This window comes from Candidatus Nanosynbacter sp. TM7-074, from assembly GCF_041006295.1.
Taxonomy (GTDB): domain Bacteria; phylum Patescibacteriota; class Saccharimonadia; order Saccharimonadales; family Saccharimonadaceae; genus Nanosynbacter.
The window spans coordinates 434,176-457,601 of record NZ_CP158487.1 but is presented as its reverse complement, the minus strand read 5'-3'; the positions used below and the strand labels follow the sequence as shown (position 1 = coordinate 457,601).

Here is a 23,426-nt window from a genome sequence, read left to right as displayed (position 1 = left end):
GCAGAAGAAAGCTGTCCACCATACTACACAGAGTAGCACGACGATGGCGATAAATGCATCGAACGTGAATTTAGCAATCTTCGCGATAGGGCTCATTTTCTTCCTTTCCGAGAAGGGGCGCTCAAGACCAAAGGGCGACTTCCGCCCTAAGACAAACCTTGAGCGAGAGCCATTTTATATTACCACCAAAACAACATGATGTCAATTCTCTTGGCATAGCGGGCGGTAATTGATATAATTACCATAAGTATTTTAGGGGGCAGTATGGGATTATCGATTTCAGAGATTCGGAAAAACACGACGCGGGCGCGTCATTTAATGCAGCGGACACGGGCGCAGCGTTTTGCGGTTGGGGCGTTTAATATTGACAATCAAGAGACGCTAATTGCGGTGGCGCGGGCGGCACAAAAGCTCCAATCGCCAGTGTTGGTTGAGGTTTCTGACGCCGAAGTGAAAGCTATGGGGCTAGAGAACGTACGCGATTTAGTGGATAACTATAAAGCTGAATACGACATCGAGATGTATTTAAATCTGGATCACGGGCCGACGGTTGAGGGCTGCAAACGAGCCATTGACGCTGGCTATGAGTTTGTGCACATCGATATTTCCCAGGCAAATCACGATGCTTCCGACGAGGAAATCATCGCTAAAACCCGCGAGGTCGTCGATTACGCCAAGTTTACTGGCGCCTTGGTAGAGTCCGAGCCACACTATTTTGGTGGCAGCTCTAATGTTCATACCGAAGCCATTGATTATGAAGAGATTAAGAAAACTTTTTCTACACCAGACGGCGCGCGAGCGTTTGTCGAGGCGACGGGGATTGATACCTTTGCGGCGGCAGTGGGCAATCTGCACGGTAAATATCCAGTGCCGAAAGTTCTAGATTTGGAATTGTTAGCACACATCCGCGAGGCGTTGCACTGTCAGATTTCACTCCACGGCGGGTCGGGTACGCCGCTTCATTACTTTGAGGAAGCGGCGAAAATTGGCGTTTCGAAAATCAATATTAACTCAGATATGCGTTACGCTTTTCGCACCACACTGGAAAAAACTTTGCGTGAAAATCCAAATGAATACGCTATTGTTAAGTTGATGCCCCCAGTCTACGCAGCTGTCCAGGAGGTAGTAGAGTCAAAGATAAAGGCCTTTAATTCTACGGGAAAGGCGGTGGTGTAATGGCAAAAATTATTACTGTCGGTGCTGCTATCCAGGACGTTTTTTTGAGCCAATCGGACGCATTAACGCCAGTGTGTGAAAGTCCAGAGCATTGTTTTGCGCGACTGGATTTGGGCGCAAAGGCTGACGTTAATCAAATTCACTTTGCGACCGGTGGTGGCGCTACAAATGCCGCGGTAACTTTCGCCAGACAGGGTCATTATGTTAGTTTTATGGGCGCAATTGGTCATGATCCAGCCGGTCAGGCCGTTTTGGCTGATTTGGATAAGGAAAATATTGATACGCATTTGGTTCGATATTCCCCAAAGTACAGCACGGGATACTCTGTATTACTCCTGGCCTCAAATGGCGAAAGGACAATTCTAACGTACCGCGGAGCTTCAACTCATTATCATGAGGCGGACTTTGATTTATCTGATGAAGATGCAGATTGGTTGTATGTTTCAACTTTGGCAGGCAATATGCCGATGCTTCATAAATTATTTCACCAGGCCAAACGTCGTGATATGAAGATTTGTTTTAATCCTGGAAAAAAAGAATTGGCACAGAAAGAAAAATTATTAGGACTTTTATCTGATGTTGATGTCTTAACTTTAAATAAGGAAGAGATGCAGCAACTAGTATCGGGCGACGGGCTGGAGGTCTTGGTGCGACGGGGGTTAAGGCTGGTCCCAGTAGTGTTGGTGACGGACGGAGTTAATGGTTCAATGGCCAGTGACGGAAAGACTATTGTGCGAGCCTTAATGTACGACGACAGCCCTTCAATTGACAGAACGGGCGCTGGTGATGCCTTTGCGTCTGGATTTCTGAGTGAATGGGCGAGGAGCGGTAATTTGAAAAATTCTGTAATAACGGGTAGCGCAAATGCTAGCTCGGTTGTTATGAAAATTGGGGCGAAAGCTGGTATTTTATATGCCGGTACGCCACTTCACACTATGCCAATTCAAGAAAGGGAGCTATAATGGCGCAAAACTTGGGAAAACTATTAGGAGATGATGCTAAAAAACGTCGTGCCTTGACTGAGCTTAGGCAGATGACGCGTGATGACAGTGATGTGCGATTGATTGCGGAAATATTAGCTAGGGCGCATTCGATTATTCGCTCTTTAGGACTTGACCCGACAAACGCAACAGCAGAGGAAATTTATCAGTCACTCATGGCTATTGCGCCAAAAATAGACAAGTGGGCGCCATTTAAAGCTTCTGAGTGGGTGCTTCTGGATGTCGACGGTCAAGTGATATCATTTAACCCGATTGACGTTGTGAATAATTATCATTGTCAATTGCCTCTTGGTAGGCAGCAGACGACTCACGGTAAGCGAGGATTAGGCTTTGAAATTACGCGTCGCTATAAAAACCACCCGCGCACGCATAATCCTGCGGTTGAGCGAGTGGTCTGCCAGGGCGGAATCTGTTGGATTGAGCCAAAATCTAAGAAATAGTTCAGCAGTCGCAACAAGTTCGCCGATTTTTAATGACACTGATTATTTCTGGGATATTTTCCGTGATGGTGTAGATTTTTTCATCACCGTCAGAGATCAACTCACTAGGAAGCATATTGCTGCGAACAAAATCGTCCCATTTACCCCAAAACTTTTTGTCAAATAGAATAATCGGTGCTGAACTCATTTTTTTGGTCTGTGTTAAGGTGATGATTTCACATATTTCGTCCATCGTCCCAAAGCCGCCCGGGAAACAAACGTAGGCATCGGCCAGCAGTGTCATAACAATTTTACGCGGTGCGAAGTGAGTAAAGGCAAAAGAGTCTGTTGTGTATTTGTTGAGCGACTGTTCGTGCGGCAATCGGATATTAAAACCGATTGACTGCCCGCCAGCTTCTATGGCGCCACGGTTGGCTGCCTCCATGATTCCGCCACCACCACCGGTGATAATTGTATAGCCGTCTTTCGCTAATTGAAAAGCTAGGTCTTTGGCTTTCTGGTAATATTCGCTATCTTCGCTTATCCTGGCTGAGCCAAAAAAGGTTACTGTTTTATGATATTTTTGGAGAATTTCATAGCCGGCATGGATTTCTTCATCAACATCTCCTAAGCGGAACATGGCAGCCTGGAGCTGCAGCTCGCGTGGAATACAAACATTTTTCGGTGTCATTATTATCCTTTTTATTCTATAATTTTAACTTTACTACTATATCATAAAATGGTTATGGCTGCAATGAATTGACAGTAGGCAGGTGGCAGTATAAAATCAAAACCACAATTTAAATGGAGGGTTAAATATGGATAATAAACCAACGGCTAATAAATGGTTGATTGCGACGGTGATTGTTATGGGGTTAGTTATTATTGGTCTGGTAACTTGGATTATTGTAGGAGCACTGAATAAGGATAAGGGTACTGACTCTTCTGTAAAAACTATCGAGACAAAGAAAGATTCGTCTAGACTATCAGACAAAACCAGAGAAGAAGACACAAAGCCGTCAGATGAATCTAAGAAAAAATATAAAGATTTTCGCACTGGGAGAGACGGTACTGACACTAAGCTAACTTCAGTAAGTGATGTTGATAAGTTGGATATAGACGATTCTCTAAAGAAGTTCTTGAAATCTAAAGTTGGCCAGCCAATTCCAGAGCGCGAAGGTTACACTTATGAGCCAGTCATTGATCGCGCATACGGAAAATACGCAGCAGTTTATGGTCTAGCAAATGCCTATACGATAATTGGACCAAAAAATGGCACGGGTGAAATTGGTATAGTCGCAGGCACACAACAGAGTTATATACCATGCTCAGACCTAAAAGCTGCGCTAGTTCCGAGTTGCTTGGTCGATGGCAAGTGTGAAGTTTCTGGCACGCCTCAGACTTACGAGCAAGACTAGTTTTTGTAAATATAGTAGAATAGAGAGGTGAACAAATTTCGCCTCTCTTCTTCGTACCAGCCGACCGGCGACCAGCCGACGGCGATTGCTCAGTTGATGGATGGTTTGGAGCGGGGCGAGCGCGAGCAAACGCTGCTGGGCGTGACGGGGTCGGGTAAGACCTTTACCATGGCGAATATCATCGCTCGAGCCAATGTGCCGACGTTGGTGCTGGCGCATAACAAGACCTTGGCGGCGCAGCTGTTTTCTGAGTTTAAGGAGTTTTTTCCGGACAATGAGGTGCATTATTTTGTCAGTTATTTTGATTATTATCAGCCAGAAGCCTACATCGCCAGTAGCGACACCTACATTGAGAAAGACTCAAAAATTAATGATGAAATCGATCGGCTGCGGCATGCGGCCACATCAGCGCTGCTAACACGACGTGACGTTATCATCGTGGCTAGCGTGTCCTGTATTTACGGCATCGGTTCGCCGGAAACGTACGCTGACATGGCCATTCAATTAACGGTCGGTGAGCGGCGGGTGCAGGACAAGTTTATTCGCCTGCTGACTGACATTCAGTATAAGCGCAATGACGTTGATTTTGCACGCGGTACTTTCCGAGTGCGCGGCGATGTGGTAGATATTTTCCCAGCCGGGCAGGACACGGCGGTGCGGGTGGAGTTTTTTGGCGATGAGGTCGAGAGACTCACGCGAATCGATCCGCTGACGGGCGAGATTTTAGATCAACCAAAGCAGCTAACGATTTTCCCGTCCAGCCACTATTCGACGCCGCGTGAACGAATTGAAAAGGCCATCACTGGTATCGAAAAAGAGTTTGACGAGCGACTAAAATGGTTTGAATCGCACGACAAATTACTGGAGGCGCAGCGCCTAGGTCAGCGCACTAAATATGACCTGGAGATGCTCAAAGAAACCGGCTTTGTTAAAGGCATTGAGAATTATTCGCGCTATCTGACTGACCGTGAGCCGGGCGAGCAGCCGGCGACGTTGATCGATTATTTTCCGGACGATTGGCTGCTGCTGGTCGATGAGTCGCACATGACCTTGCCGCAAGTCCGCGGTATGTATAACGGCGACCGGGCGCGCAAGGAAGTGCTGGTGGAACACGGGTTTCGCCTGCCGAGTGCGCTGGATAACCGCCCACTGAGGTTTGATGAGTTTGATCAGCATATTCACCAGGCGATTTATGTTTCGGCCACGCCGGGCGACTATGAACTGGCTCATTCGCCAAAGCCGGCCGAGCAGCTGATTCGGCCGACGGGGCTGCTTGATCCGCCAATTGAAGTGCGGCCGACTGAGGGGCAGGTTGATGATTTGATGGAGGAGATTCGCCAGACTATCGCCAATGGCCACCGCGTACTGGTAACGACCTTGACCAAGCGCATGGCCGAGGATTTGAGTGCTTACTTGACCGACAATGGTGTGAAAACGGCGTATCTACACAGCGAAATTGACACATTGGAACGTGGCGATATTTTGAAGGAGCTGCGGCTGGGGACGTACGATGTCTTGGTTGGTATCAATTTGCTGCGCGAGGGGCTGGATCTGCCAGAAGTTAGTTTGGTGGCGATTATGGATGCTGATAAAGAGGGCTTCCTTCGTAGTGAGCAGGCACTGATTCAGACGATTGGTCGGGCGGCGCGGCACGTGGACGGGCGGGTGCTGATGTATGGCGACAATGTGACTGACAGTATGCGGCGAGCGATTGACGAGACCAATCGTCGGCGGACGATTCAGCAGCAATATAACGAAGCGCACGGCATCACGCCGCAAACCATCCAGAAGAAAATTGATGATGGCCTGCGTTCGATCATCCCGCAAAAAGAATCGGATAAAAAGCCAAAGCTTGATTTGAAGAAAATTCCAAAGGACGAATATCCAACGCTGATCAAGGAACTGACCGGTCAAATGGAGCTGCATAGCGCCAATCTAGAGTTTGAAAAAGCCGCAGAGCTGCGCGATTTGATTGCAGAAATTCGCCAGACCATGTAGAATAGAATTATTATTAGATTAGGAGGTATTATGGCAACAAAACAACAACCACAGCCGTCAACCGTTGCGCAACCCGAAATACCAGCGCAGCCAGTAGGTTATCCAGCATACCCACAGCAGTACATGTATGCTAACCCAAACAAAGGTAAGGCAAAACTTCTGACCTTAGAATACGCTTTGGCAATGGCTTCAGCAGTTATTTCAACGTTCTTATTAATTAATGTAATTACAAGTGTAGTTGGTCTCTGGTCAGATGCAACTTCAGTTGCATCACGGACCGTCGGTGGATTCTTGGCTCCAACGATGGTGACGGCAGGAACTGGAATTGTCGCAGCATCAGTGTTTACGGTTATCTTGGCTGTTCTAGCTTGTGTCTTGTTTTCTCGCGTATCAAAGGCAGTGCCAGATCGTGAGGGTTATACGAACCGCACAGCTTACAAATTGGTGACTTATGGCGGATTGGCTGCTTTAATTATTCCAGCTGTTGATTTGATTGCACGCTTGGTGAGTATCCTTATTAGCTCATTGTTATTTATCGGTGCAGCCGGTGGAGAAGTTTACAAGAGCCTGTATCTGAGTGAGTTCTTGCCTTATGCTCTGGCTCTTGCAGTAGTGGTTGCGACTAGCTACTTTATTTATCAGATCATTCAGGGCCGAAACAAATCAAAGATTATGTCTTTGGTGCTCATTGCAGTTTCTGTTGTAGTCTTGCTGACTGGCGCTATCACTATCGCCGTTAAAGTTCATGATAAGGGCGGTTCTTCTACTGGCAGATCAACACGGCAGGGGCAGGATATCCCATCTGACTACGAGTCTCAGCTTAAAAAATATCGCGAATCTTTAAAATTAAAGCAATATAACTAAGCTATAATGATAAAAGTCGCTCACTTTGATGGGCGACTTTTTTTAGTGGTATAATATTGATATGACAAATATTTCTACCAGTGATATTCAGCACTTGGCGAGTTTAAGTAGTCTGGCATTAGCCGATGATGAAGTTGATGGGCTGCGTCAAGATTTGGAAAATATAATTGGCTATATTGAGCAGCTGGGCGAGCTCGATACGTCTGGTGTGGAGCCAACTTATCAAGTGACGGGCCTAGAAAACGTCTGGCGTGAAGACGAGGTCAAGCCAGGGATTTCTCGGGACGAGCTACTTGAGCTAGCGCCCGAAAAACAGAACAATCAAGTGAAAGTGCCGCAGGTATTGTGATGAGTCGGATTAGTGATTTTATTGGAAAAAGCGCAGTCGAAAATGTCAAGGAAGCATTACGGCGGGCGCGCGACATTGAAGAATATCATGCGCTGCTGAGCTTGACGGAAGAGCGGGCGTTGGAGCGAGCCGAACTGGTGGATAAGGGTGAGATTTCTGGGCGGCTGGCCGGTGTGCCATTTGTCGTGAAAGACAATTTCTTGGCCTTTGGGGCGCCGACAACTGCCGCTGCAAAAATGCTCGAGAATTTTGAGGCGCCGCTGCAGGCAACAGCCGTTGAAAAATTAGAAGCTGAAGGTGCGATTTGCATCGGCAAGGCGAACTTGGACGCCTTTGCTCACGGCGGTTCGACGGAAAATTCAGCCTTTGGTCCGACCAAAAATGCTACGGATAAAACTCGAGTAGCCGGCGGTTCGTCGGGCGGCTCGGCGGTAGTGACGGCGCTTGACGTGGTGCCATTTGCGCTGGGAACAGACACTGGCGGTTCGATTCGCCAGCCAGCCAGCTTCAACGGCGTGGTCGGTGTCAAGCCAACCTACGGCGCAGTCAGCCGCTACGGCGTGGTAGCCATGGCATCGAGCACAGACACCATTGGTTGTTTCGCGACGAACGCTGATGACGCTAATTTGGTGATGGAGATTATGGCGGGCCGTGACGACAAGGATATGACGACGCTGCCTGACTTTTGGCGGAACCAGCTAGGCTTTACTAAGAAGAAAATTGGTTTGGTTAAGCAATGTATGACTGACGATGTGGATGCGGCAGTTCGCCAGAAAACGCTTGATTATGCTGAAAAACTGAAGCAGCTGGGTTATGGAATTGAAGAAGTAGATCTGGACATGATGCAATATTCGCTGGCGATGTACTATATCATTGTGCCGGCAGAATTATCGTCAAATCTGGCGCGCTATGATGGCGTGCGCTATGGTCACCGGGCGGCCGAAGTGAAAACGCTGGCGGAATTGTACGGCCGCAGCCGTAACGAAGGTTTTATGACGGAGAATAAGCGGCGGATTATGATTGGTAGTTTCGTGTTGTCGAGCGGCTTTTTTGACGCCTATTATATGCAGGCGCAAAAAGCGCGTACGCTGCTTATCAACGAGTTCAAAAAATTGTTCACTGAGTACGACGCGCTGTTAATGCCGACGGCGCCGACACCAGCATTCAAACTTGGTGAAAATACCAATGATCCGATCAAGATGTACTTGGCGGATATTATGACCGTACCAGCCAGCCTGGCTGGACTGCCAGCAATTTCCGTGCCGGCTGGAAGCAACGACGAAGGCTTGCCAATTGGTGTGCAGTTGATTGGTGATTATCAGTCGGACGGCAACTTACTGAAGTTGGCGGCGGAAGTGGAGGCTGTCTGATGGATGGATTGTTGATTGCGCTGGTAGTGGCGGCGTTGTTGATCGGCGGCTTGTTGATCGTTTTTATCCAATTGACGTCGCGCGGGCACAAACAGCTTGACAGAGAAATGTATCAAAAAGTTTGGCGGGCAATTCAGCGCGGTGCTAAGGCGGGTAACTCGGACAGCTTGCAGATGGCAATTGTCAAAGCCGACAAGCTGCTCGACAAAGCCATGCGCGACTGCGGAGTGGCGGGCGCAACGATGGGTGACAGGCTGAAATCTCGCAAGGGTGATTGGACGGATGAAAATGGTTTGTGGGCGGCGCACAAATTGCGCAATCAAATTGCCCACGAAACCAACGTGAAACTGACCGCGCAGAGTTTTCGACGAGCCATGACAAGCTTTGAACAAGCACTAAAAGATTTGGGAGCGTTATGATGAGTGTATATGATGAATATGAAATGACCATTGGTATCGAGTGCCACGTCCAGCTGGCAACCAAAACCAAGCTGTTTAGTCCGGCTGATAATGACGCGCGTAATGCTGAGCCGAACGAAAAAACGCATGAGATTGACTTTGGTCTGCCAGGCATGCTGCCGGTGCTGAATAAGCACGCTGTCGAGCTGGCAGTGCGCGCCGGTAAAGCGTTGAACGCGCCGATCGCCCGCGTTAGCCGGTTTGATCGCAAGCATTATTTCTACCCTGACCTGCCAAAGGGTTATCAGACCTCGCAAATGTATCAGCCGATTATTTTGGCTGGCTATGTCGACGCGCCGCTGGAAGACGGTTCGCTCAAACGAGTGCGGATTCATCACGCGCACATGGAAGAGGATGCTGGCAAGTTGACGCATCACGACGGCTATTCGCTGGTTGACCTCAACCGCGCTGGTACGCCGCTGATTGAAATCGTCTCTGAGCCAGACATGCATTCTGCCGAGGAAGCCAAGGCCTACGCTTCGGAGCTGCACAAATTGATGGTCTACGCAGGTGTGACGCACGGTGATTTATACCACGGCAACATGCGTTTTGATGTCAATATTTCGGTGGCTAAAAAGGGTGCAACTGAGCTTGGCAAGCGTGCGGAAGTCAAAAACCTCAATTCATTCCGCAGCGTCGAGCGTGCCGCTGAATACGAATTCAAACGTCAAGTTGATTTGTTGGAAAGTGGTGAGTCGGTGGTGCAGGAAACCCGCGGCTGGAGTGATGACAAGCAAGTCACCACTTCACAGCGCTCGAAAGAGGACGCTCAGGATTATCGCTACATGCCTGACGCCGACATTCCGCCAGTGGTGCTGAGCGATGAGGAAATTGCTCGTATTCAGGCTGAAGTGCCGATGTTGCCGGGTGAATATCGTGAGAAGTGGAGTGGATTAGGTTTAGATAAGTCTGTGGTTAATTCGTTACTGTCGAACCAAGATTACGCCCGTATCATGCTGGAAGTTCAAGAAAAATCAGGTGACGCAGCTGCCAAGCGAGTGGCGCACTGGTTTGCCAGTGCTTTGACGACTAATGGCAATGACGCCGACAATGACAGTATGTCAGTTGACGTTAGTGGTGCGCCGCGCGTATCAGTTGATGATTTGGTGGAGTTAGCGGAGATGACCGAGAAAGCAGAGATTTCCAGCACTAATGCCAAGGAATTGTTTAATGAATTATTGGCGGGCGCCACACATCCGCGCAAGCTTGCTGAAGAAAAGAACTTGCTGCAGGTATCTGACGAATCGGCCATCGCTGCCATCGTCGACGAAGTATTGAACGACCCAGCCTCGGCAGCTTCCATTGCTGACATTCGCTCGGGCAAGGACAAAGCCATAGGCTATCTAGTCGGTCAGGCCATGAAGCGTTCTAAAGGTCAGGCCAACCCAAGCTTGGCGCAGAAATTAATCCGCGAAAAATTATAAGGCTCGACACTTCAGAAAGAGGAGAGAATAGGAGTTAAATTATGAAAAAACCAACCAAAGCTATCATCGCCGCTGCTGGCTTTGGTACGCGTTTCTTGCCGCAAACCAAAGCCATGCCTAAAGAAATGCTGCCGCTGATCGATAAGCCAATCATCCAGTATGTCGTCGAGGAATTGGTGGAGGCTGGCATTAAGGATATTATTATCATCGGCAGCGCCAACAAGCGAGCGATTGAAGACCATTTTGACGCGCCAAATGAAGAGCTGCTCGCCAATCTGCGCGCTGGCGGCGCTAAAAAGCAGCCGCTGATCGACACCGTCCAGCGTTTGTCTGAGATGGCCAACTTCGTCTATATTCGCCAGAAAGGTCCTTACGGCAATGCGACGCCGCTAGCTTGCGCTTCGCATTTAATTCGCCATGACGAACCGGTGATTTATACTTTTGCCGACGACTTCATAATGGCTAGTCCAAGTCGTTTCCGACAGATGATCGAGGCGTCAGAAAATCTTCAGGGCGCAGTGTTGTCATGCAAGAGAATTACCGATGATTCAGAGTTTGATCGTTATGGCATCATTAATGGCCAGCAAATTAACGATGGCGTTATAAAAATGACTAATATCGTCGAGAAGCCTGGAAAAACCAATGCGCCGTCTGACCTAGCGAGTGTCAGTAGCTATTTGCTGCCTGGTGAGATTTTTGGCTATTTGGACAAAGCCAAAGACCAGTTTGATGGTCATGGCGAATTCACCATTCAGCCGATTATGCAGGAGATGATTGATGATGGGTTTGATTTTTATGGCGTAGAAATCACCAACGGTACGTATTATGATACCGGTGATAAATTAGAGTACCTGAAGACGGTGATTGATTTTGGGTTGCGCGATCCTAACTTTGGCGACAAGCTACGCGCCCATCTGGCCAATCGCTTAAAATAATGTATAATAAAAAGCATGAACGGACTGCTTTTAATATTGGTAATTCTCATGGTGATATTTATTATCATGTTGATTACTATGGTGATCTCCATTATTAAATTAACGCACCAGATTCGCCAAACTCAGCAGGCGGTAGAAACAATCACCAGGAGAGTCTCTGATTTTAGTGGAATTGTCAGTGCTATTTCGATTGGAGCTGGGCTGGCTAAAAGATTAACCTCAAAGGGCGGATTTTTAGCGAAGTATTTTGCTAAGAAAAGGATAAATGATGGCAGAAAAAATAGCCAAAAAACAGCCAGATAAATTATCACGAAAAGTTATTCGTGATAATGAAAACGGTGCTAGACAGGCAATTTTAGAGGATTTATTTTTTGATTTTCATCGTTCGCGGCGCCAAGTTTATTGGATGAACTTTATTCGTGGAATTTTATTTGGTGTCGGTAGTGCGCTGGGTGCGACATTGTTAATCACATTGTTAATCTGGTTGCTAGGTCAATTTGCGGATATTTTTCCGCCGCTGGCTGATTTTATCAACCATCTAATTGAGACGATGCAGCACCGTCAATAACATGCTATAATCATTAGTAATGACTGGGGGAAATAGCGGACAATCTTCGCCGGCGGCTTTGAAGCCGTCTGATTTCGTACATCTCCATAATCACACTTTTCATTCTGTGCTGGATGGCTTGACTAAAATCAATGATTTGGTTGATAAAGTCAAAGAGTTTGGGATGGAGGCGGCGGCGGTAACTGACCACGGTACGATGAGTGGCATCCTTGACTATTATAAAACTGCCAAAAAGGCTGGCATTAAGCCGATCCTTGGTATCGAGACATACGTAGCGGCGCGCTCGCGCTTTGATCGCGATCCGGCCAAGGACAAGCAGCGCTTTCACTTGACAGTGCTAGCGATGAACAACACCGGCTTTCATAATCTAATGAAGTTGTCTACGCAGGCCAACTTGGATGGAATGTATTATAAGCCGCGGACTGATCATGATTTATTAGAAGAGCTGAACGAGGGTTTAATTGTACTGAGTGGCTGTGCTAGTGGTGAAATTGGTGTGGCGCTTAGAGATGATGATTATGATCGAGCGCGAGATATTGCCAAATGGTACAAGTCAGTCTTTGGCGATAGATATTATCTCGAGCTTCAAGATCACGGCCACCCAAAATCAAATACGCACTGGGACGTCCAGGCAAAAATCAATGAGGGCTTGATTAAGCTATCGAAGGAGCTAGACATCGAGATGGTGGTGACTTGCGACGGGCACTACTTGACGCATGATCACCAAGACGCGCACGAAATTTTGCTGTGTGTCGGTACCGGTTCGTATCTAAGTGACGAAAAGCGGATGAGTCTGAAAGACTTTGAACTGCATTTGACTGACCCACGGGATATTATTGACCATTGGGGCGAGGAATATCCTGAAGTGGTGCTTAATACGAAAAAGGTGGCGGATCGCTGCGATGTTGAGATTGAGCTGGGCCGTATTCTTATTCCTAAGTATCCGCTTCCCGAAGGCGAGAATGAGCATTCGTATCTGCTGAGATTGACCTACCAGGGTTTGTTGCAGCGCTATAACGGTACCTCGAAAGAAGAGGCTGAAAAATTAGACCCCGATGATATCATCCCGCAATTATCCGACGAAGTTCGCCAGCGCGCCGAGATGGAGCTGGGCGTGATGGGCAATATGGGCTATGAGGGATATTTCTTGATCGTTCAGGATTTTATCAACTGGGGTAAATCTAAAGGGATCGTTTTTGGTCCGGGTCGGGGTAGCGCTGCAGGATCAATTATTGCCTACGCACTGAACATTACCGACCTCGATCCCTTGAAGTACGGTCTGCTATTTGAGCGTTTCCTAAATCCGGATCGTATTTCCATGCCGGATATCGACGTCGATATTCAAGATACTCGCCGCGACGAAGTGATTGAGTATTGTGCCAAAAAATATGGCGAAGACCACGTTAGTAATATCGCTACCTTTGGTAAAATGTTTGGGCGTATGGCGGTGCGTGATGTCGCCAGGGTGCTGGAAGTTCCGTATGCCGAGAGCGACCGCTTGGCTAAGTTGGTGCCACCACCAAACCAGGGTCGTCATATTCCGCTGTCGGTCAGTATTAAAGAAGATGCAGATTTGCGCCGTGAGTATGAGAATAATCCTACCGCCAAAGAAGTGTTGGATTATGCTATCCAGCTCGAGGGCACGATTCGCAGCCACGGAGTTCATGCCTGCGGTGTGGTGATCGCGCCGGATACGCTGGTTAATTATATTCCGCTAGAAATGGCACAAAAAGGCGTGGTGGCTACTCAATTCCCGATGGGCGAAGTCGAGGAATTGGGCCTGCTGAAGATGGACTTTTTGGGGCTTTCGAACTTGACGATTATTAACAACGCCATGCGGATTATCCGAAAAGCTTATAATACAGAGATTAATCTTTCGCAGCTGCCGCTTGACGATAAGAAGACCTATGAACTATTCCAGCGCGGTGATACAACCGGAGTATTCCAGTTGGAGTCGGCGGGGATGAAGCGGTATTTGCGTGGACTAAAGCCGACTACATTTGAGGATATCATCGCTATGGTGGCACTGTATCGTCCGGGCCCGATGCAGTTTATTGACAGTTTTATTCGGCGCAAACACGGCGAGGAAGAAATAACTTACTTACATCCTGGAATGAAAAACTCGCTAAAAAATACTTACGGAATTTTGGTCTACCAAGAGCAATTTATGCAGATTTCTAAGGAATGGTGCGGCTTTACCGGTGGTCAGGCTGATACGCTGCGTAAAGCTGTTGGTAAGAAAAAGATTGACTTGATGAAAAAAGTTAAGCCTGAATTTATCGAGGGCGCGGTTAAAGTTGGTGGTGCTACGAAGGAAATTGCGGAAACTTTCTGGACGCAGCTGGAGGAGTTTGCTAACTATTGTTTCAATAAATCGCATGCCGCTTGTTATGGCTTGATTGCCTACTGGACGGCATATTTGAAGGCGCATTATCCGGACGCGTTTATGGCGGCACTGATGACTAGTGATCATGATGATACAGATCGTTTGGCAATTGAGATCGCGGAATGTAAGCATATGGGAATTGATGTACTCAGTCCGGATGTTAATGAGTCATTCGTTGAATTTGCTGTGGTGCCTAATGAAAATAAAATTCGCTTCGGCATGTCAGCAGTGAAGGGTGTCGGTGTTGGTGCGGTTGAGGAAGTTTTGCGTGCGCGCGAGGAAGGCGCGTTCTTGTCGGTGGAAGATTTTGCCAGGCGTGTTTCGACCAGCAAGTTTAATCGTAAGGCTTGGGAATCTCTTATTAAATCCGGCGCCTTTGACGATATGGGCGATCGGTCGGATTTGCTATTCAATCTGGACTCCATCACGGCATTTGCCTCTAAGCTTCAAAAAGAAGCTGCCAGTGGCCAGACTAATTTGTTCGGTATGTTGGTTGATGATGCGGCAAGCGTTCAGTCGATACTTAATCTACAGAAAGCGCCAGTAAAGCATGACGATAAAGAACGTCTGATGTGGGAGCGGGAACTGCTGGGGCTGTATATTTCGGCGCACCCGCTTGATAGATACGAGACTTATCTGAGCGAGCAAACTCAGCCGTTGACGCAATTGGTTCCGGAGTATGACAGCCGAATGATGACAGTCGGGGGAATTATTAGTACCGTTCGCACAATTGTGACGAAGAGTGGCTCGAAGATGGCGTTCGTAGGAATTGAGGATAAATTCGGCGAGGGCGAAATAATTGTCTTTCCGAATCTGTATGAAAAAGTTGGCGCTAAGCTGGTTCAGGACACGGTAATTCGAGTTTCTGGTAAAAACTCAGCGCGAGATCGTGATGGAAATTTGGGCAGTGAAAGTAAGCTTATTGCTGATGACATTATTGCGATTACGGACAATGATATTAACGGCTATGAGTCAACTGGTCGTAAGATGGACGCTCCAAAGGTCAGCTCTGCGGTTAAGAAAGAGCGCCGCGAGGCTTATCGCAATCAGAAAAACGGAGCTGCACCTAAGTCTACTGTAAAAAATAATACTTCCAGATCTCAGCCAAAAACTCAGCCGGCGCCGGTTAATGTTGCACCAGAAATTCCTACTTCCAGGTTGTTTGTGTATATTAAAGACCCGAATGACCATTCGCGGTTAGTGAAAATGAAGTCTGTTTGCAGCGAGAACGCCGGCACGACTGATGTGGTTTTGGTTCTGGGGGAAAAGGAAAAATCAGCCATGCGCCTACCGTTTAAGGTGGATGCTAATGACAATTTATTAAGCCAATTAAAAAACACTCTGGGTGAAGAGTGTGTAATTCTAAAGTGATAGTTAGCCCGCTGACAGAGACCTCAGCCTGAGCTGGTTGCTCTGGCGGGCTAACTATACTACTGTCAGCGGGACTTATTGTCCCATGTTAGCTTGCTGCTACGTCTGTTTATACGTGCCAATGAGCACGTAACGAACAGTGTGGCAGTCGCTGTAAAAACTGCCGCTGATATTGACCAGGGCAATATCGGTAGCAGAACTACCATATAGGCAGCGAGCTCCAGCACAATTACCGTCGCTGCTATCACAGCCAGGATTGATGGCATGATTCCCGACATTTTGTCGTGGTGTAGCGACCACGCGGTTAGATACATGATTGCTGCGGTCGTGATAACCATAGCTAGATCCATCATTTGTATTGCCTTCCATACAGGGACTACCTTCTCTGGGGGATTCCAAAGAAAGCTTTTACAAATATAACACATATGCTTAATAAAGTCAATAATCAGACTTGAGGGATTTATTTATTCGTTGTTGAGATTATTTCATTCTCGGGAAAATCAGTCCAAATAGTGCAATTCCTGTTGCGACCGACACGTTGAATGATTCTTTTTGGCCGAACATTGGGATTTCTATAGTGAAGTCGCAATTGTCTAAAAGTTCCGGCGTGATTCCGTGGACTTCTTCGCCGAGCAGTAGTGCAAATTTTTTAGGTGGCTGAAATTCTGATAGCATCACGCTGTCTTTTGATTGCTCCAGCGCAACAATTGGCAGGTTTTCTGTTTGCTCATTTTCCTTAATCCAGTCATTGATATCTTCGTAAAACTCAAACGGCACCAAACTTTCCGCGCCTAAGGCTGTTTTATGAATTTGGCTGGTGATTTTTTCACGAATGTGCGGCAATCGAGGATCTTCAGATCTAATTTCTCCATCAACAAGCGCACAGCTAGGCGCTTTGCTACATAAGCTTAAATCTGGATACGGTGTATAGCCACTAAGAATAATCTTCTTCACACCAAATCCCTCAGCTGTGCGAAAAATTGCCCCAACATTATGCGTTGAGCGAATATTGTGAACCAACAGCGTGATTTCTGGGTGCATATGACTATTATAGCACTCGTCAAAACGTAAGCTTTTTGCTATAATTTTCGTATGGACGAAGATAAAATTCAGGCGCGCCGTCGCGAGCAGGATGAGGAAGCGACTCGTCGACGAGCGTCAATTTTAGGACTTCAATATCTGGATGGGCGGGAATTTGAGAACACTCTGCCTCTACTTAAAGATGTTTTGACAATCGACGAAATGTACAAGGGTCGTTTGGTGCCGCTGGCGTTTAACGAAGAAGACCAGTCTTATCGGTTTGGTGTTACTTCGCAGACGTCTGAGTCGTTAATGAAGCAGATGCGAGATCAATATACGGAGAGCGGCAAGCGAATTTTCTTTTTCTTGATTTCCGGTTCGGCGTTTCGGTCAATTATGCTCAGGTTTGATCCGCCAAAGAGGGTTATTTATGATAATATTGAAATCGCCAAAGAGGGCGATAGTGATACTTTAGCGCAGGTTACGCAGACTTTGGCTTCTGTGGGCACAAATGACGTGTTTAATTATCTAGTTGATCAAGCGGATTTGTTGGGTGCGTCAGATATTCATATTGAAAACCAGCGTGAGTCAATTCGGATTCGGATGCGTGTTGATGGAGCATTACATACTGTGGCGGAGCTAAGTCGAGATCGTTATCGGGTGATTATGGCGACATTAGCCTCGCGGGCAAATATTTCTACTGCCTCCAGAGAGCCGCAGTCGGGTCATATGCAGCAGGAAATTCATCGAGATGGAGTGTCTCATGTGCTGAATTTGCGTGTGGAGGCGGTGGCGACGGTTTATGGATTAGACATTGTTCTGCGCCTATTTAACTTTGATGAGTCAATGCTTAATCTGGATCTTTTAAATATCTCAAAGAAAGAACGTGATCAGATTGATGAAGTTATTTCACATCCGCGCGGCATGTTGTTGATGGTTGGTCCGACTGGTTCAGGAAAATCGACGACATTGTATAGTATTTTGAATGCTTTAAATACGCCAGATAGAAAGATTATTACGCTGGAAGACCCGGTGGAAAATACAATTCCGGGAATTACACAGATTCCAATTGATACAACAACTGGCCAAAGGTTCGCTGATGGGCTGCGTAGTGTTTTGCGTCTTGACCCAGATGTGGTGATGGTTGGTGAGATTCGCGACAACGAGACTGCTAAGACGGCAATCCAGGCGTCGATTACTGGTCACTTGGTACTATCTAGCTTTCACGCCAATTCAACTGCAGCGGCGTTTAGTAGGATGATCGATATGATTGGACAGAATCCGATTTTTAGCTCGGCAGTGCGGCTGGTTATCGCGCAGCGGCTGGTCAGGAGATTATGGGACGATAGTAAGGAAGAATACGAGCCAGACGAGGCGACACGCAAGTGGGTCAAGGAAGTTCTTAAGGATTTGCCAGAGGGTGTTGATTGTCCAAATTTGGATACGTTCAAGCTGTGGCGAGCTGTGCCGACGGATGACGTACCATTTGGGTATAAGGGGCGTATTCCGGTGATGGAGCAGCTGGTGGTGAGTGAGAATATCCAGAAGTTTCTGCGTGGCGATGTTAACGACGTGCATGCGGGCGCAGTCGAGGAGGCCGCGAAGAAGGATGGCATGGTGACGCTGCTTCAGGCTGGCGTGTTGGCGGCTCTTCGTGGCGAGACGACGCTGGATGAAGTCAACAGGGTAATATAATTGACTTTGTAGCCATAAACTGATAAAATAATAGTTTATGAGCGAAGTTCCGGAACACTCTTATTACGATAGTGAATCTTCAGAGTCTGAGAAAGACTCTGTCTGTGAAATTTTTGATACTGTCATCAATTTTCTTGAATGTATATATGAAGATGTACCCGAAGATTCATCCATGTTTAAGAACTTGGTTGAGAAATATAAGCCTGTAATTGATATGCTTAAGCAGGCTATGGATGTGTACAGTCAGTCCCCTGAGGATTTGGAGATCCGCTATGATTTTTACGAAGTGAGTTCTCAGTTAAAAGAGGAATTTAATAAGGAATACAAAACCTCGCTCGATGCTTTTATATCGTCGTTAGATAAAATTTTTCCCGCTAAAATAGCGGAAGTTAATGTTCCGAAGTATTGTAATCTTGAAGGATGTAAAATTCCTACAGTAAAGAAATTTCAGAGGAATAATAATCTTAACCCAGATGTTGCCGACTCTGAATATATACAACTCGCATTAGAGACTAAGGAGGCTGTGATTGATGACATTCATAAGGAAGACGATACTTCTTCATTTATAGAATTTGAAGTAAGTCAGCCTGAATATGATCCAGTTCGTAAAAATACGGACAGATTGGTTAAGCTGTTGGCGGATTTTTCAGGAATTAAATATGACGAGTTTAATGCAATGTTCGAGAGCAATATTGATGTGCGTATGGAACATGTTAAAGGTTTCTTTAATTATGAAAGAGACCTGAAGTGGGCGAAAGTCATACTTGACTGTGCAAACGAGATGAAATGCCTGGATGAGGGGTTATTGGCTCGTGAATATGCAGAGATTGTATTCAAGGAAAATTGTCCAAATGCGCAGACTCTTGCCAAATCCGTGGTGGAAGAAAAAATGAAGTCAATTCTAGAAGGCGAGCTAAAGGCTCTTTCTGAAAAATTCAGAACCTACGAAGCGGCGGGTGAAATTGCGAGTAGGTCTTTGAAAATAGTCGCTAAGAGAAAAAGGTCAAACAAACCGAAGCTGACAATCGAAGAAAGCAATTCTCAGTTTGTAGAAATTGGATTGAAGACGGGAGATACTGTGACGCTTGACGGCGAGACGTTTCCGTGGCTTGAAGGAAGCTCTATTGTGGATGTGTTGCATGTTGAGCAAGGCAGCAACGGTACTGCAGTTGCGGTAATTGACGCGCGCACTGAAGAGGCTAAAAAGGTTGAGCATAAAATGACTGGATATGAAAATGCCGAGAAGAAACAGCGTATTCTGCCCATTATTAAGGATAAATTAATTATGGCCGCCAAATGCGTGGCAACCTCAGAAGATAAGTCTGTCGGTTTATCGGTTGGATTAAATAATAGATTAAAAGAGCTTTATCCGTTTATAATTTACGCCTGGAAAGACCAGACGCCTAACGCTAAGAGGGTTTATATGTCAAAGGTCAGTGTTGGGGATATGTCTGATGAAAGTGAGACTAAAAAATCTCTTCAGGAAGCTGGAGTGACTGAAGTAGTTTTATTCTTAGGAGCTTGCGACAAACAAAATCAGGAATCGTTGGTGGCTCTGTTTATAGATGGAGGCTCTCGCGATGCGGTTAAGTACGGTGCTGGTGCCTAGATTTATTTAATAACGCTAGCGACAGCCTCAGCGACACCTTCGTCGAATGCTGTTGGAACAACTTTATCGACAGTCGGACTTTCAACCAAGTTGGCTAGCGCCTCAGCGGCTGCCAGTTTGTGCTGGTCGGTGATTTTTTTTACGCCGTGATCGAGTGCTCCGCGGAAGATGCCGGGGAAGGCTAGGGAGTTGTTGACTTGGTTCGGGAAATCACTGCGGCCCGTGGCAATTATTGCTACGCCTACTTTTTGGGCGACGTCTGGCATGATTTCTGGGACTGGGTTTGCTAAAGCAAAGACGATTGGATCTTTCGCCATTTTTTGTACCAATTCAGGTGTGAGCAGTCCAGCCCTTGATACGCCAATAAATACGTCCGCGTCGGTGACGGCATCTTCGATTGAACCGGATTGTGATGCGTCGACGTACTCTAGCAGTGCAGTTTTTTCCGCATTCAAATCCGTGCGAGACGCGCCGACGATGCCGCGGCTGTCTGCCGCCACGATGTTTCGTGCGCCGTATAAGTGCAGCAATTTAATGATGGCTGTACCAGCCGCCCCAGCCCCGATAACTACGATTTTACAGTCTGTCAGGCTTCGTCCAGTTAGTTTCGCGGCGTTGATCAGACCTGCCAACACTACGACTGCCGTGCCGTGCTGATCATCGTGAAAAACAGGAATGTCCAACTCCGCTTTCAAACGCTCCTCGATTTCGAAACATTTTGGTGCGGCAATATCTTCGAGGTTGATGGCTCCGAAGCTTGGCGCAATAGCTTTAATGGCGGCAATAATTTCCTCTGTTTCATGGACGTCTAATACGATTGGCACGGCATCAACATCGGCAAAATGCTTAAATAGCAAGGCTTTACCTTCCATGACAGGCATGGCAGCTTTTGGTCCCAAATCGCCCAGTCCCAGAATCGCTGAGCCGTCAGAAATGACGCCAACTAAATTATTAGTCCACGTGTACTTTGGTAGGTCCGCTGGGTTTTCGGCGATTGCTTGACTAACCGCGCCGACTCCTGGGCTGTAATAGGCGCTTAATTTGTCTCGGCCCAACTCCTCCTGGTCGCGCAAACTGGTAGTAATTTTACCCTTATATTTTTCGTGTAATTCAAGTGCTAATTTGTTGTAATCCATATCTATATTATACTCCAATTTTATACAATTGATATTTCTATGTATTTGTGTTATTATCGTAGGTAATTGTACGAGAGTTAAATATTCGAGTCTTATTTGGTGTGGAGCCGCAGAGGTACAACTGCGTGGCCCGTCAAAGTGAGTTCGAAAGATAGGAAATATTATGAGTTTTGAGTTAATCAACAAAGTCAACCAAGCACAGAAAAAGCAAGCAGTCGTCGATGTTCGTAGCGGCGATACCGTACGCGTTTATCAGAAGATTAAAGAAGGTAACAAAGAGCGTATCCAGATGTTTGAAGGCGTTGTTATTCGCACCGACAACAAAGGCTCGCACACCTCGCGTATCACCGTTCGTAAAATCGCTTCAGGTATTGGCGTGGAAAAATCATTCTTGCTACACAGCCCACTGATTGAGAAAGTGGAAATTGTTCGCCGTGCTAAGGTCCGCCGTAAGTTCCTTAGTTTCTTGCGCAAGCGTTCTGGCAAGTCAGCTCGCTTGACTGCCAAAAGCTTTGACCGTGTGGCTGTCAATAACGTGCACGACGCCAAGGCTGAAGCAGAAGCTGAACGCTTGAAAGAGGAGGCTGCACAGGCTGCCGCTGCCAAACAAGCTGAAAAAGACGCTGCTCAGGCAGAACTTGACGCCAAAGCTGCTGAAGTAGAAGCACGCCACAAAGAAGCGTAATTAGTCTTGAGACACATAGACAGCTCTCTCTGAGGGCGGTTTTCTCATGGTATAATGCCAGTATGTCAATCTTTCATTATATTTCCGTTTGTGTTCCGGTGACGTTGGCATTTGCGGTGCCGTATGTGCTACGTCGCCATGGCTTCACCGACGAAAAGAAGTATCGCTGGTTGCTGTACCTTGCCTGTGTATTATTCTGCATTTCGTGGTATTTGCCATCGCCGCTCATCGAGGGACGAGACACTAGTTTTACCACACATTTTGTGGGCGGCGGACTGTTCACCGGGCTGTTGTGGGTATATCTAGTATTGGCGATGCGTTGGCGGTCGCGCTGGCTAGTGATGGCGTTTTCGCTGTTTGCTCTCGTGTCAGCACTCGGCTGTATCAATGAGCTGGCGGAATTATTTATGGTCAAATTTGGTTTGGCTAGTATTACACTGGATGATACCAATTGGGATATTTTGGCAAATACATTGGGAGCGTCAGCAGTGTGGATTGGCCGGGCGCTCGCAAATTTGGCGGCAAAAAAGGGTCGGCGCTAGGCATGATTCTCGGCATTGACGAAGTTGGTCGTGGCGCATGGGCGGGGCCGTTGGTGATTGGTGCCGTGGTTTTGGGTGGCGCTGAAATTGAAGGACTTGATGATAGTAAAAAATTGACTAAAAAGCGCCGTGAAGGATTAGACGTGGCGATTCGTGAGCAGGCGTCGTCTTGGGCTCTCGGCTGGGTTTCTGCTAAGGAGCTGGACGAGATAGGAATGAGCGAGGCGCTTAAATTGGTAACTCGGCGCGCAGTTAAAGAAATCCAAGCTAAATGTCAGAAAAATGGCTCGACGTTTGATGAGATTATTATCGATGGGACGGTTAATTTTTTGGCAGGTACGCCGCTGGAGAAATATGTGACTATGATAGTAAAGGCTGATGGTTTGATTCCGAGCGTTTCGGCGGCGTCGATTATCGCAAAGGTTGCGCGTGATAAATTTATGGCCGAGCAGGATGATATTTATCCGGGATATGATTTTTCTTCGCACGTTGGCTATGGTGTGGCGAAGCATCGGGCAGCTATTGATAATCTGGGCATAACGCCACTTCATCGGCTGAGTTTTGCACCGCTTGCTAAATATGTTGGTGTTGAGTCGAATTCGCAAAATGTGCCTGGGGAAGAGTCTAAAAGCCAACAAAAAGACACGACGCGTCAAATTGGCGACAAAGGTGAACAGGCGGCAACAGATTGGCTGGTGGCGGATGGTCATGAAATTATAGAGCGGAATTGGCGAACTCGGTATTGCGAAATTGATATTGTTAGCAAAAAGGATGATGTTCTATATTTTACAGAGGTCAAGTATCGTAAAAATGACAATTTCGGCGATGGCTTGGCGGCAATTACAAATAAAAAACAGCAACAAATGCGTTTTGCTGCTGAAATATTCATTTCTAAAAATGCGCAATACGAAAACTGTGACATGCGGCTTATGGCAATTTCTGTCGACGGAAATCCGCCCGTAGTTGAAGAGTGTGTGGTGTTGGAATAGTGTGTTCGCTTTC

Annotated in this window: 23 protein-coding genes; 19 read left to right on the top strand and 4 right to left on the bottom strand. The window is 47.0% G+C overall.

What is annotated here, in order from left to right:
- Positions 1–264: 264 nt before the first annotated feature.
- Genes TM074_RS02400 through TM074_RS02390 form a run of 3 tightly spaced genes read left to right on the top strand, consistent with a single transcriptional unit; the run spans position 265 to position 2,617 of the window.
- Positions 265–1,176 carry a class II fructose-bisphosphate aldolase gene (locus tag TM074_RS02400; protein WP_369000095.1) on the top strand — a complete coding sequence of 304 codons (912 nt, stop codon included), beginning with the start codon at positions 265–267 and terminating at the stop codon, positions 1,174–1,176.
- The gene (locus TM074_RS02395) at positions 1,176–2,138 is read left to right on the top strand and encodes a carbohydrate kinase family protein (protein ID WP_369000093.1); all 963 of its coding nucleotides are present in this window, start codon (positions 1,176–1,178) and stop codon (positions 2,136–2,138) included. The genes TM074_RS02400 and TM074_RS02395 overlap by 1 nt, the downstream gene beginning before the upstream one ends.
- Entirely contained in the window at positions 2,138–2,617 is a 480-nt protein-coding gene (locus tag TM074_RS02390; RefSeq protein WP_369000091.1) for a hypothetical protein, read from the top strand. Before TM074_RS02395 ends, TM074_RS02390 begins: the two co-directional genes overlap by 1 nt.
- 1 nt (position 2,618) lies before the next feature.
- Here TM074_RS02390 and TM074_RS02385 read toward each other — a convergent pair whose 3' ends face one another.
- Entirely contained in the window at positions 2,619–3,287 is a 669-nt protein-coding gene (locus TM074_RS02385; protein WP_369000089.1) for a TIGR00730 family Rossman fold protein, read from the bottom strand.
- A gap of 127 nt (positions 3,288–3,414) precedes the next feature.
- Between TM074_RS02385 and TM074_RS02380 the strand changes: the two genes are divergently transcribed.
- The 11 genes from TM074_RS02380 (at position 3,415) to dnaE (ending at position 15,737) form a co-directional block, all read left to right on the top strand.
- Positions 3,415–4,014, top strand: a complete 600-nt coding sequence (locus tag TM074_RS02380; protein ID WP_369000087.1) for a hypothetical protein — start codon at positions 3,415–3,417, stop codon at positions 4,012–4,014.
- A gap of 27 nt (positions 4,015–4,041) precedes the next feature.
- The gene (gene uvrB, locus TM074_RS02375; protein WP_369000085.1) at positions 4,042–6,012 is read left to right on the top strand and encodes an excinuclease ABC subunit UvrB; all 1,971 of its coding nucleotides are present in this window, start codon (positions 4,042–4,044) and stop codon (positions 6,010–6,012) included.
- Between the two features lie 30 nt (positions 6,013–6,042).
- Entirely contained in the window at positions 6,043–6,876 is an 834-nt protein-coding gene (locus TM074_RS02370) for a hypothetical protein (RefSeq protein WP_369000084.1), read from the top strand.
- 61 nt (positions 6,877–6,937) lie between these two features.
- Positions 6,938–7,225 (top strand): Asp-tRNA(Asn)/Glu-tRNA(Gln) amidotransferase subunit GatC, encoded by a 288-nt coding sequence (gene gatC / locus TM074_RS02365; protein WP_369000083.1) that lies wholly within the window; start codon positions 6,938–6,940, stop codon positions 7,223–7,225.
- Positions 7,225–8,595, top strand: a complete 1,371-nt coding sequence (gene gatA / locus TM074_RS02360; protein WP_369000081.1) for an Asp-tRNA(Asn)/Glu-tRNA(Gln) amidotransferase subunit GatA — start codon at positions 7,225–7,227, stop codon at positions 8,593–8,595. The genes gatC and gatA overlap by 1 nt, the downstream gene beginning before the upstream one ends.
- Complete coding sequence (locus TM074_RS02355; RefSeq protein WP_369000079.1) at positions 8,595–9,014, top strand: hypothetical protein; 420 nt, start codon at positions 8,595–8,597, stop codon at positions 9,012–9,014. Before gatA ends, TM074_RS02355 begins: the two co-directional genes overlap by 1 nt.
- Positions 9,011–10,477: an Asp-tRNA(Asn)/Glu-tRNA(Gln) amidotransferase subunit GatB gene (gatB, locus tag TM074_RS02350; protein WP_369000077.1), complete on the top strand. Its 1,467-nt coding sequence runs from the start codon at positions 9,011–9,013 to the stop codon at positions 10,475–10,477. Before TM074_RS02355 ends, gatB begins: the two co-directional genes overlap by 4 nt.
- 41 nt (positions 10,478–10,518) lie before the next feature.
- Positions 10,519–11,412: a UTP--glucose-1-phosphate uridylyltransferase gene (locus tag TM074_RS02345; protein ID WP_369000075.1), complete on the top strand. Its 894-nt coding sequence runs from the start codon at positions 10,519–10,521 to the stop codon at positions 11,410–11,412.
- Between the two features lie 15 nt (positions 11,413–11,427).
- Complete coding sequence (locus tag TM074_RS02340; RefSeq protein ID WP_369000073.1) at positions 11,428–11,715, top strand: hypothetical protein; 288 nt, start codon at positions 11,428–11,430, stop codon at positions 11,713–11,715.
- Positions 11,681–11,980, top strand: a complete 300-nt coding sequence (locus TM074_RS02335; RefSeq protein ID WP_369000071.1) for a DUF5665 domain-containing protein — start codon at positions 11,681–11,683, stop codon at positions 11,978–11,980. The genes TM074_RS02340 and TM074_RS02335 overlap by 35 nt, the downstream gene beginning before the upstream one ends.
- A 19-nt stretch (positions 11,981–11,999) precedes the next feature.
- Positions 12,000–15,737 (top strand): DNA polymerase III subunit alpha, encoded by a 3,738-nt coding sequence (dnaE, locus tag TM074_RS02330; protein WP_369000069.1) that lies wholly within the window; start codon positions 12,000–12,002, stop codon positions 15,735–15,737.
- Positions 15,738–15,836: 99 nt separating this feature from the next.
- On the opposite strand, the gene TM074_RS02325 is transcribed toward dnaE, so the two are convergent.
- Both TM074_RS02325 and TM074_RS02320 read right to left on the bottom strand, forming a co-directional pair.
- Complete coding sequence (locus TM074_RS02325) at positions 15,837–16,106, bottom strand: hypothetical protein (RefSeq protein WP_369000067.1); 270 nt, start codon at positions 16,104–16,106, stop codon at positions 15,837–15,839.
- A gap of 111 nt (positions 16,107–16,217) precedes the next feature.
- Positions 16,218–16,778 carry a TrmH family RNA methyltransferase gene (locus TM074_RS02320; protein WP_369000065.1) on the bottom strand — a complete coding sequence of 187 codons (561 nt, stop codon included), beginning with the start codon at positions 16,776–16,778 and terminating at the stop codon, positions 16,218–16,220.
- Positions 16,779–16,829: 51 nt separating this feature from the next.
- Here TM074_RS02320 and TM074_RS02315 point away from each other — a divergent pair, with 51 nt between their 5' ends.
- Both TM074_RS02315 and TM074_RS02310 read left to right on the top strand, forming a co-directional pair.
- Positions 16,830–18,452, top strand: a complete 1,623-nt coding sequence (locus TM074_RS02315) for a GspE/PulE family protein (protein ID WP_369000063.1) — start codon at positions 16,830–16,832, stop codon at positions 18,450–18,452.
- A gap of 37 nt (positions 18,453–18,489) precedes the next feature.
- Complete coding sequence (locus TM074_RS02310; RefSeq protein WP_369000061.1) at positions 18,490–20,061, top strand: hypothetical protein; 1,572 nt, start codon at positions 18,490–18,492, stop codon at positions 20,059–20,061.
- A gap of 2 nt (positions 20,062–20,063) precedes the next feature.
- On the opposite strand, the gene TM074_RS02305 is transcribed toward TM074_RS02310, so the two are convergent.
- Positions 20,064–21,197 carry an NADP-dependent malic enzyme gene (locus TM074_RS02305; RefSeq protein ID WP_369000059.1) on the bottom strand — a complete coding sequence of 378 codons (1,134 nt, stop codon included), beginning with the start codon at positions 21,195–21,197 and terminating at the stop codon, positions 20,064–20,066.
- A 163-nt stretch (positions 21,198–21,360) separates the two neighbouring features.
- Here TM074_RS02305 and rplS point away from each other — a divergent pair, with 163 nt between their 5' ends.
- The 3 genes from rplS to TM074_RS02290 all read left to right on the top strand — a co-directional run bounded on the left by rplS (position 21,361) and on the right by TM074_RS02290 (position 23,413).
- Positions 21,361–21,882 carry a 50S ribosomal protein L19 gene (rplS, locus tag TM074_RS02300; protein WP_369000057.1) on the top strand — a complete coding sequence of 174 codons (522 nt, stop codon included), beginning with the start codon at positions 21,361–21,363 and terminating at the stop codon, positions 21,880–21,882.
- Positions 21,883–21,944: 62 nt separating this feature from the next.
- Positions 21,945–22,424 carry a hypothetical protein gene (locus TM074_RS02295; RefSeq protein ID WP_369000055.1) on the top strand — a complete coding sequence of 160 codons (480 nt, stop codon included), beginning with the start codon at positions 21,945–21,947 and terminating at the stop codon, positions 22,422–22,424.
- Entirely contained in the window at positions 22,373–23,413 is a 1,041-nt protein-coding gene (locus TM074_RS02290; protein WP_369000053.1) for a ribonuclease HII, read from the top strand. Before TM074_RS02295 ends, TM074_RS02290 begins: the two co-directional genes overlap by 52 nt.
- Positions 23,414–23,426: the final 13 nt, after the last annotated feature.

Excerpts from the sequence above, each read along its gene's own strand:
- TM074_RS02385 (WP_369000089.1), bottom strand. The coding sequence starts at position 3,287 with ATGACACCGAAAAATGTTTGTATTCCACGCGAGCTGCAGCTCCAGGCT.
- rplS (WP_369000057.1), top strand. The coding sequence starts at position 21,361 with ATGAGTTTTGAGTTAATCAACAAAGTCAACCAAGCACAGAAAAAGCAA.
- TM074_RS02395 (WP_369000093.1), top strand. The coding sequence starts at position 1,176 with ATGGCAAAAATTATTACTGTCGGTGCTGCTATCCAGGACGTTTTTTTG.
- TM074_RS02400 (WP_369000095.1), top strand. The coding sequence starts at position 265 with ATGGGATTATCGATTTCAGAGATTCGGAAAAACACGACGCGGGCGCGT.
- TM074_RS02355 (WP_369000079.1), top strand. The coding sequence starts at position 8,595 with ATGGATGGATTGTTGATTGCGCTGGTAGTGGCGGCGTTGTTGATCGGC.
- TM074_RS02335 (WP_369000071.1), top strand. The coding sequence starts at position 11,681 with ATGGCAGAAAAAATAGCCAAAAAACAGCCAGATAAATTATCACGAAAA.
- TM074_RS02305 (WP_369000059.1), bottom strand. The coding sequence starts at position 21,197 with ATGGATTACAACAAATTAGCACTTGAATTACACGAAAAATATAAGGGT.
- TM074_RS02380 (WP_369000087.1), top strand. The coding sequence starts at position 3,415 with ATGGATAATAAACCAACGGCTAATAAATGGTTGATTGCGACGGTGATT.
- TM074_RS02315 (WP_369000063.1), top strand. The coding sequence starts at position 16,830 with ATGGACGAAGATAAAATTCAGGCGCGCCGTCGCGAGCAGGATGAGGAA.
- TM074_RS02310 (WP_369000061.1), top strand. The coding sequence starts at position 18,490 with ATGAGCGAAGTTCCGGAACACTCTTATTACGATAGTGAATCTTCAGAG.
- TM074_RS02390 (WP_369000091.1), top strand. The coding sequence starts at position 2,138 with ATGGCGCAAAACTTGGGAAAACTATTAGGAGATGATGCTAAAAAACGT.
- TM074_RS02320 (WP_369000065.1), bottom strand. The coding sequence starts at position 16,778 with ATGCACCCAGAAATCACGCTGTTGGTTCACAATATTCGCTCAACGCAT.
- gatB (WP_369000077.1), top strand. The coding sequence starts at position 9,011 with ATGATGAGTGTATATGATGAATATGAAATGACCATTGGTATCGAGTGC.
- TM074_RS02340 (WP_369000073.1), top strand. The coding sequence starts at position 11,428 with ATGAACGGACTGCTTTTAATATTGGTAATTCTCATGGTGATATTTATT.
- dnaE (WP_369000069.1), top strand. The coding sequence starts at position 12,000 with ATGACTGGGGGAAATAGCGGACAATCTTCGCCGGCGGCTTTGAAGCCG.
- TM074_RS02295 (WP_369000055.1), top strand. The coding sequence starts at position 21,945 with ATGTCAATCTTTCATTATATTTCCGTTTGTGTTCCGGTGACGTTGGCA.
- gatA (WP_369000081.1), top strand. The coding sequence starts at position 7,225 with ATGAGTCGGATTAGTGATTTTATTGGAAAAAGCGCAGTCGAAAATGTC.
- TM074_RS02345 (WP_369000075.1), top strand. The coding sequence starts at position 10,519 with ATGAAAAAACCAACCAAAGCTATCATCGCCGCTGCTGGCTTTGGTACG.
- TM074_RS02370 (WP_369000084.1), top strand. The coding sequence starts at position 6,043 with ATGGCAACAAAACAACAACCACAGCCGTCAACCGTTGCGCAACCCGAA.
- gatC (WP_369000083.1), top strand. The coding sequence starts at position 6,938 with ATGACAAATATTTCTACCAGTGATATTCAGCACTTGGCGAGTTTAAGT.
- TM074_RS02325 (WP_369000067.1), bottom strand. The coding sequence starts at position 16,106 with ATGGAAGGCAATACAAATGATGGATCTAGCTATGGTTATCACGACCGC.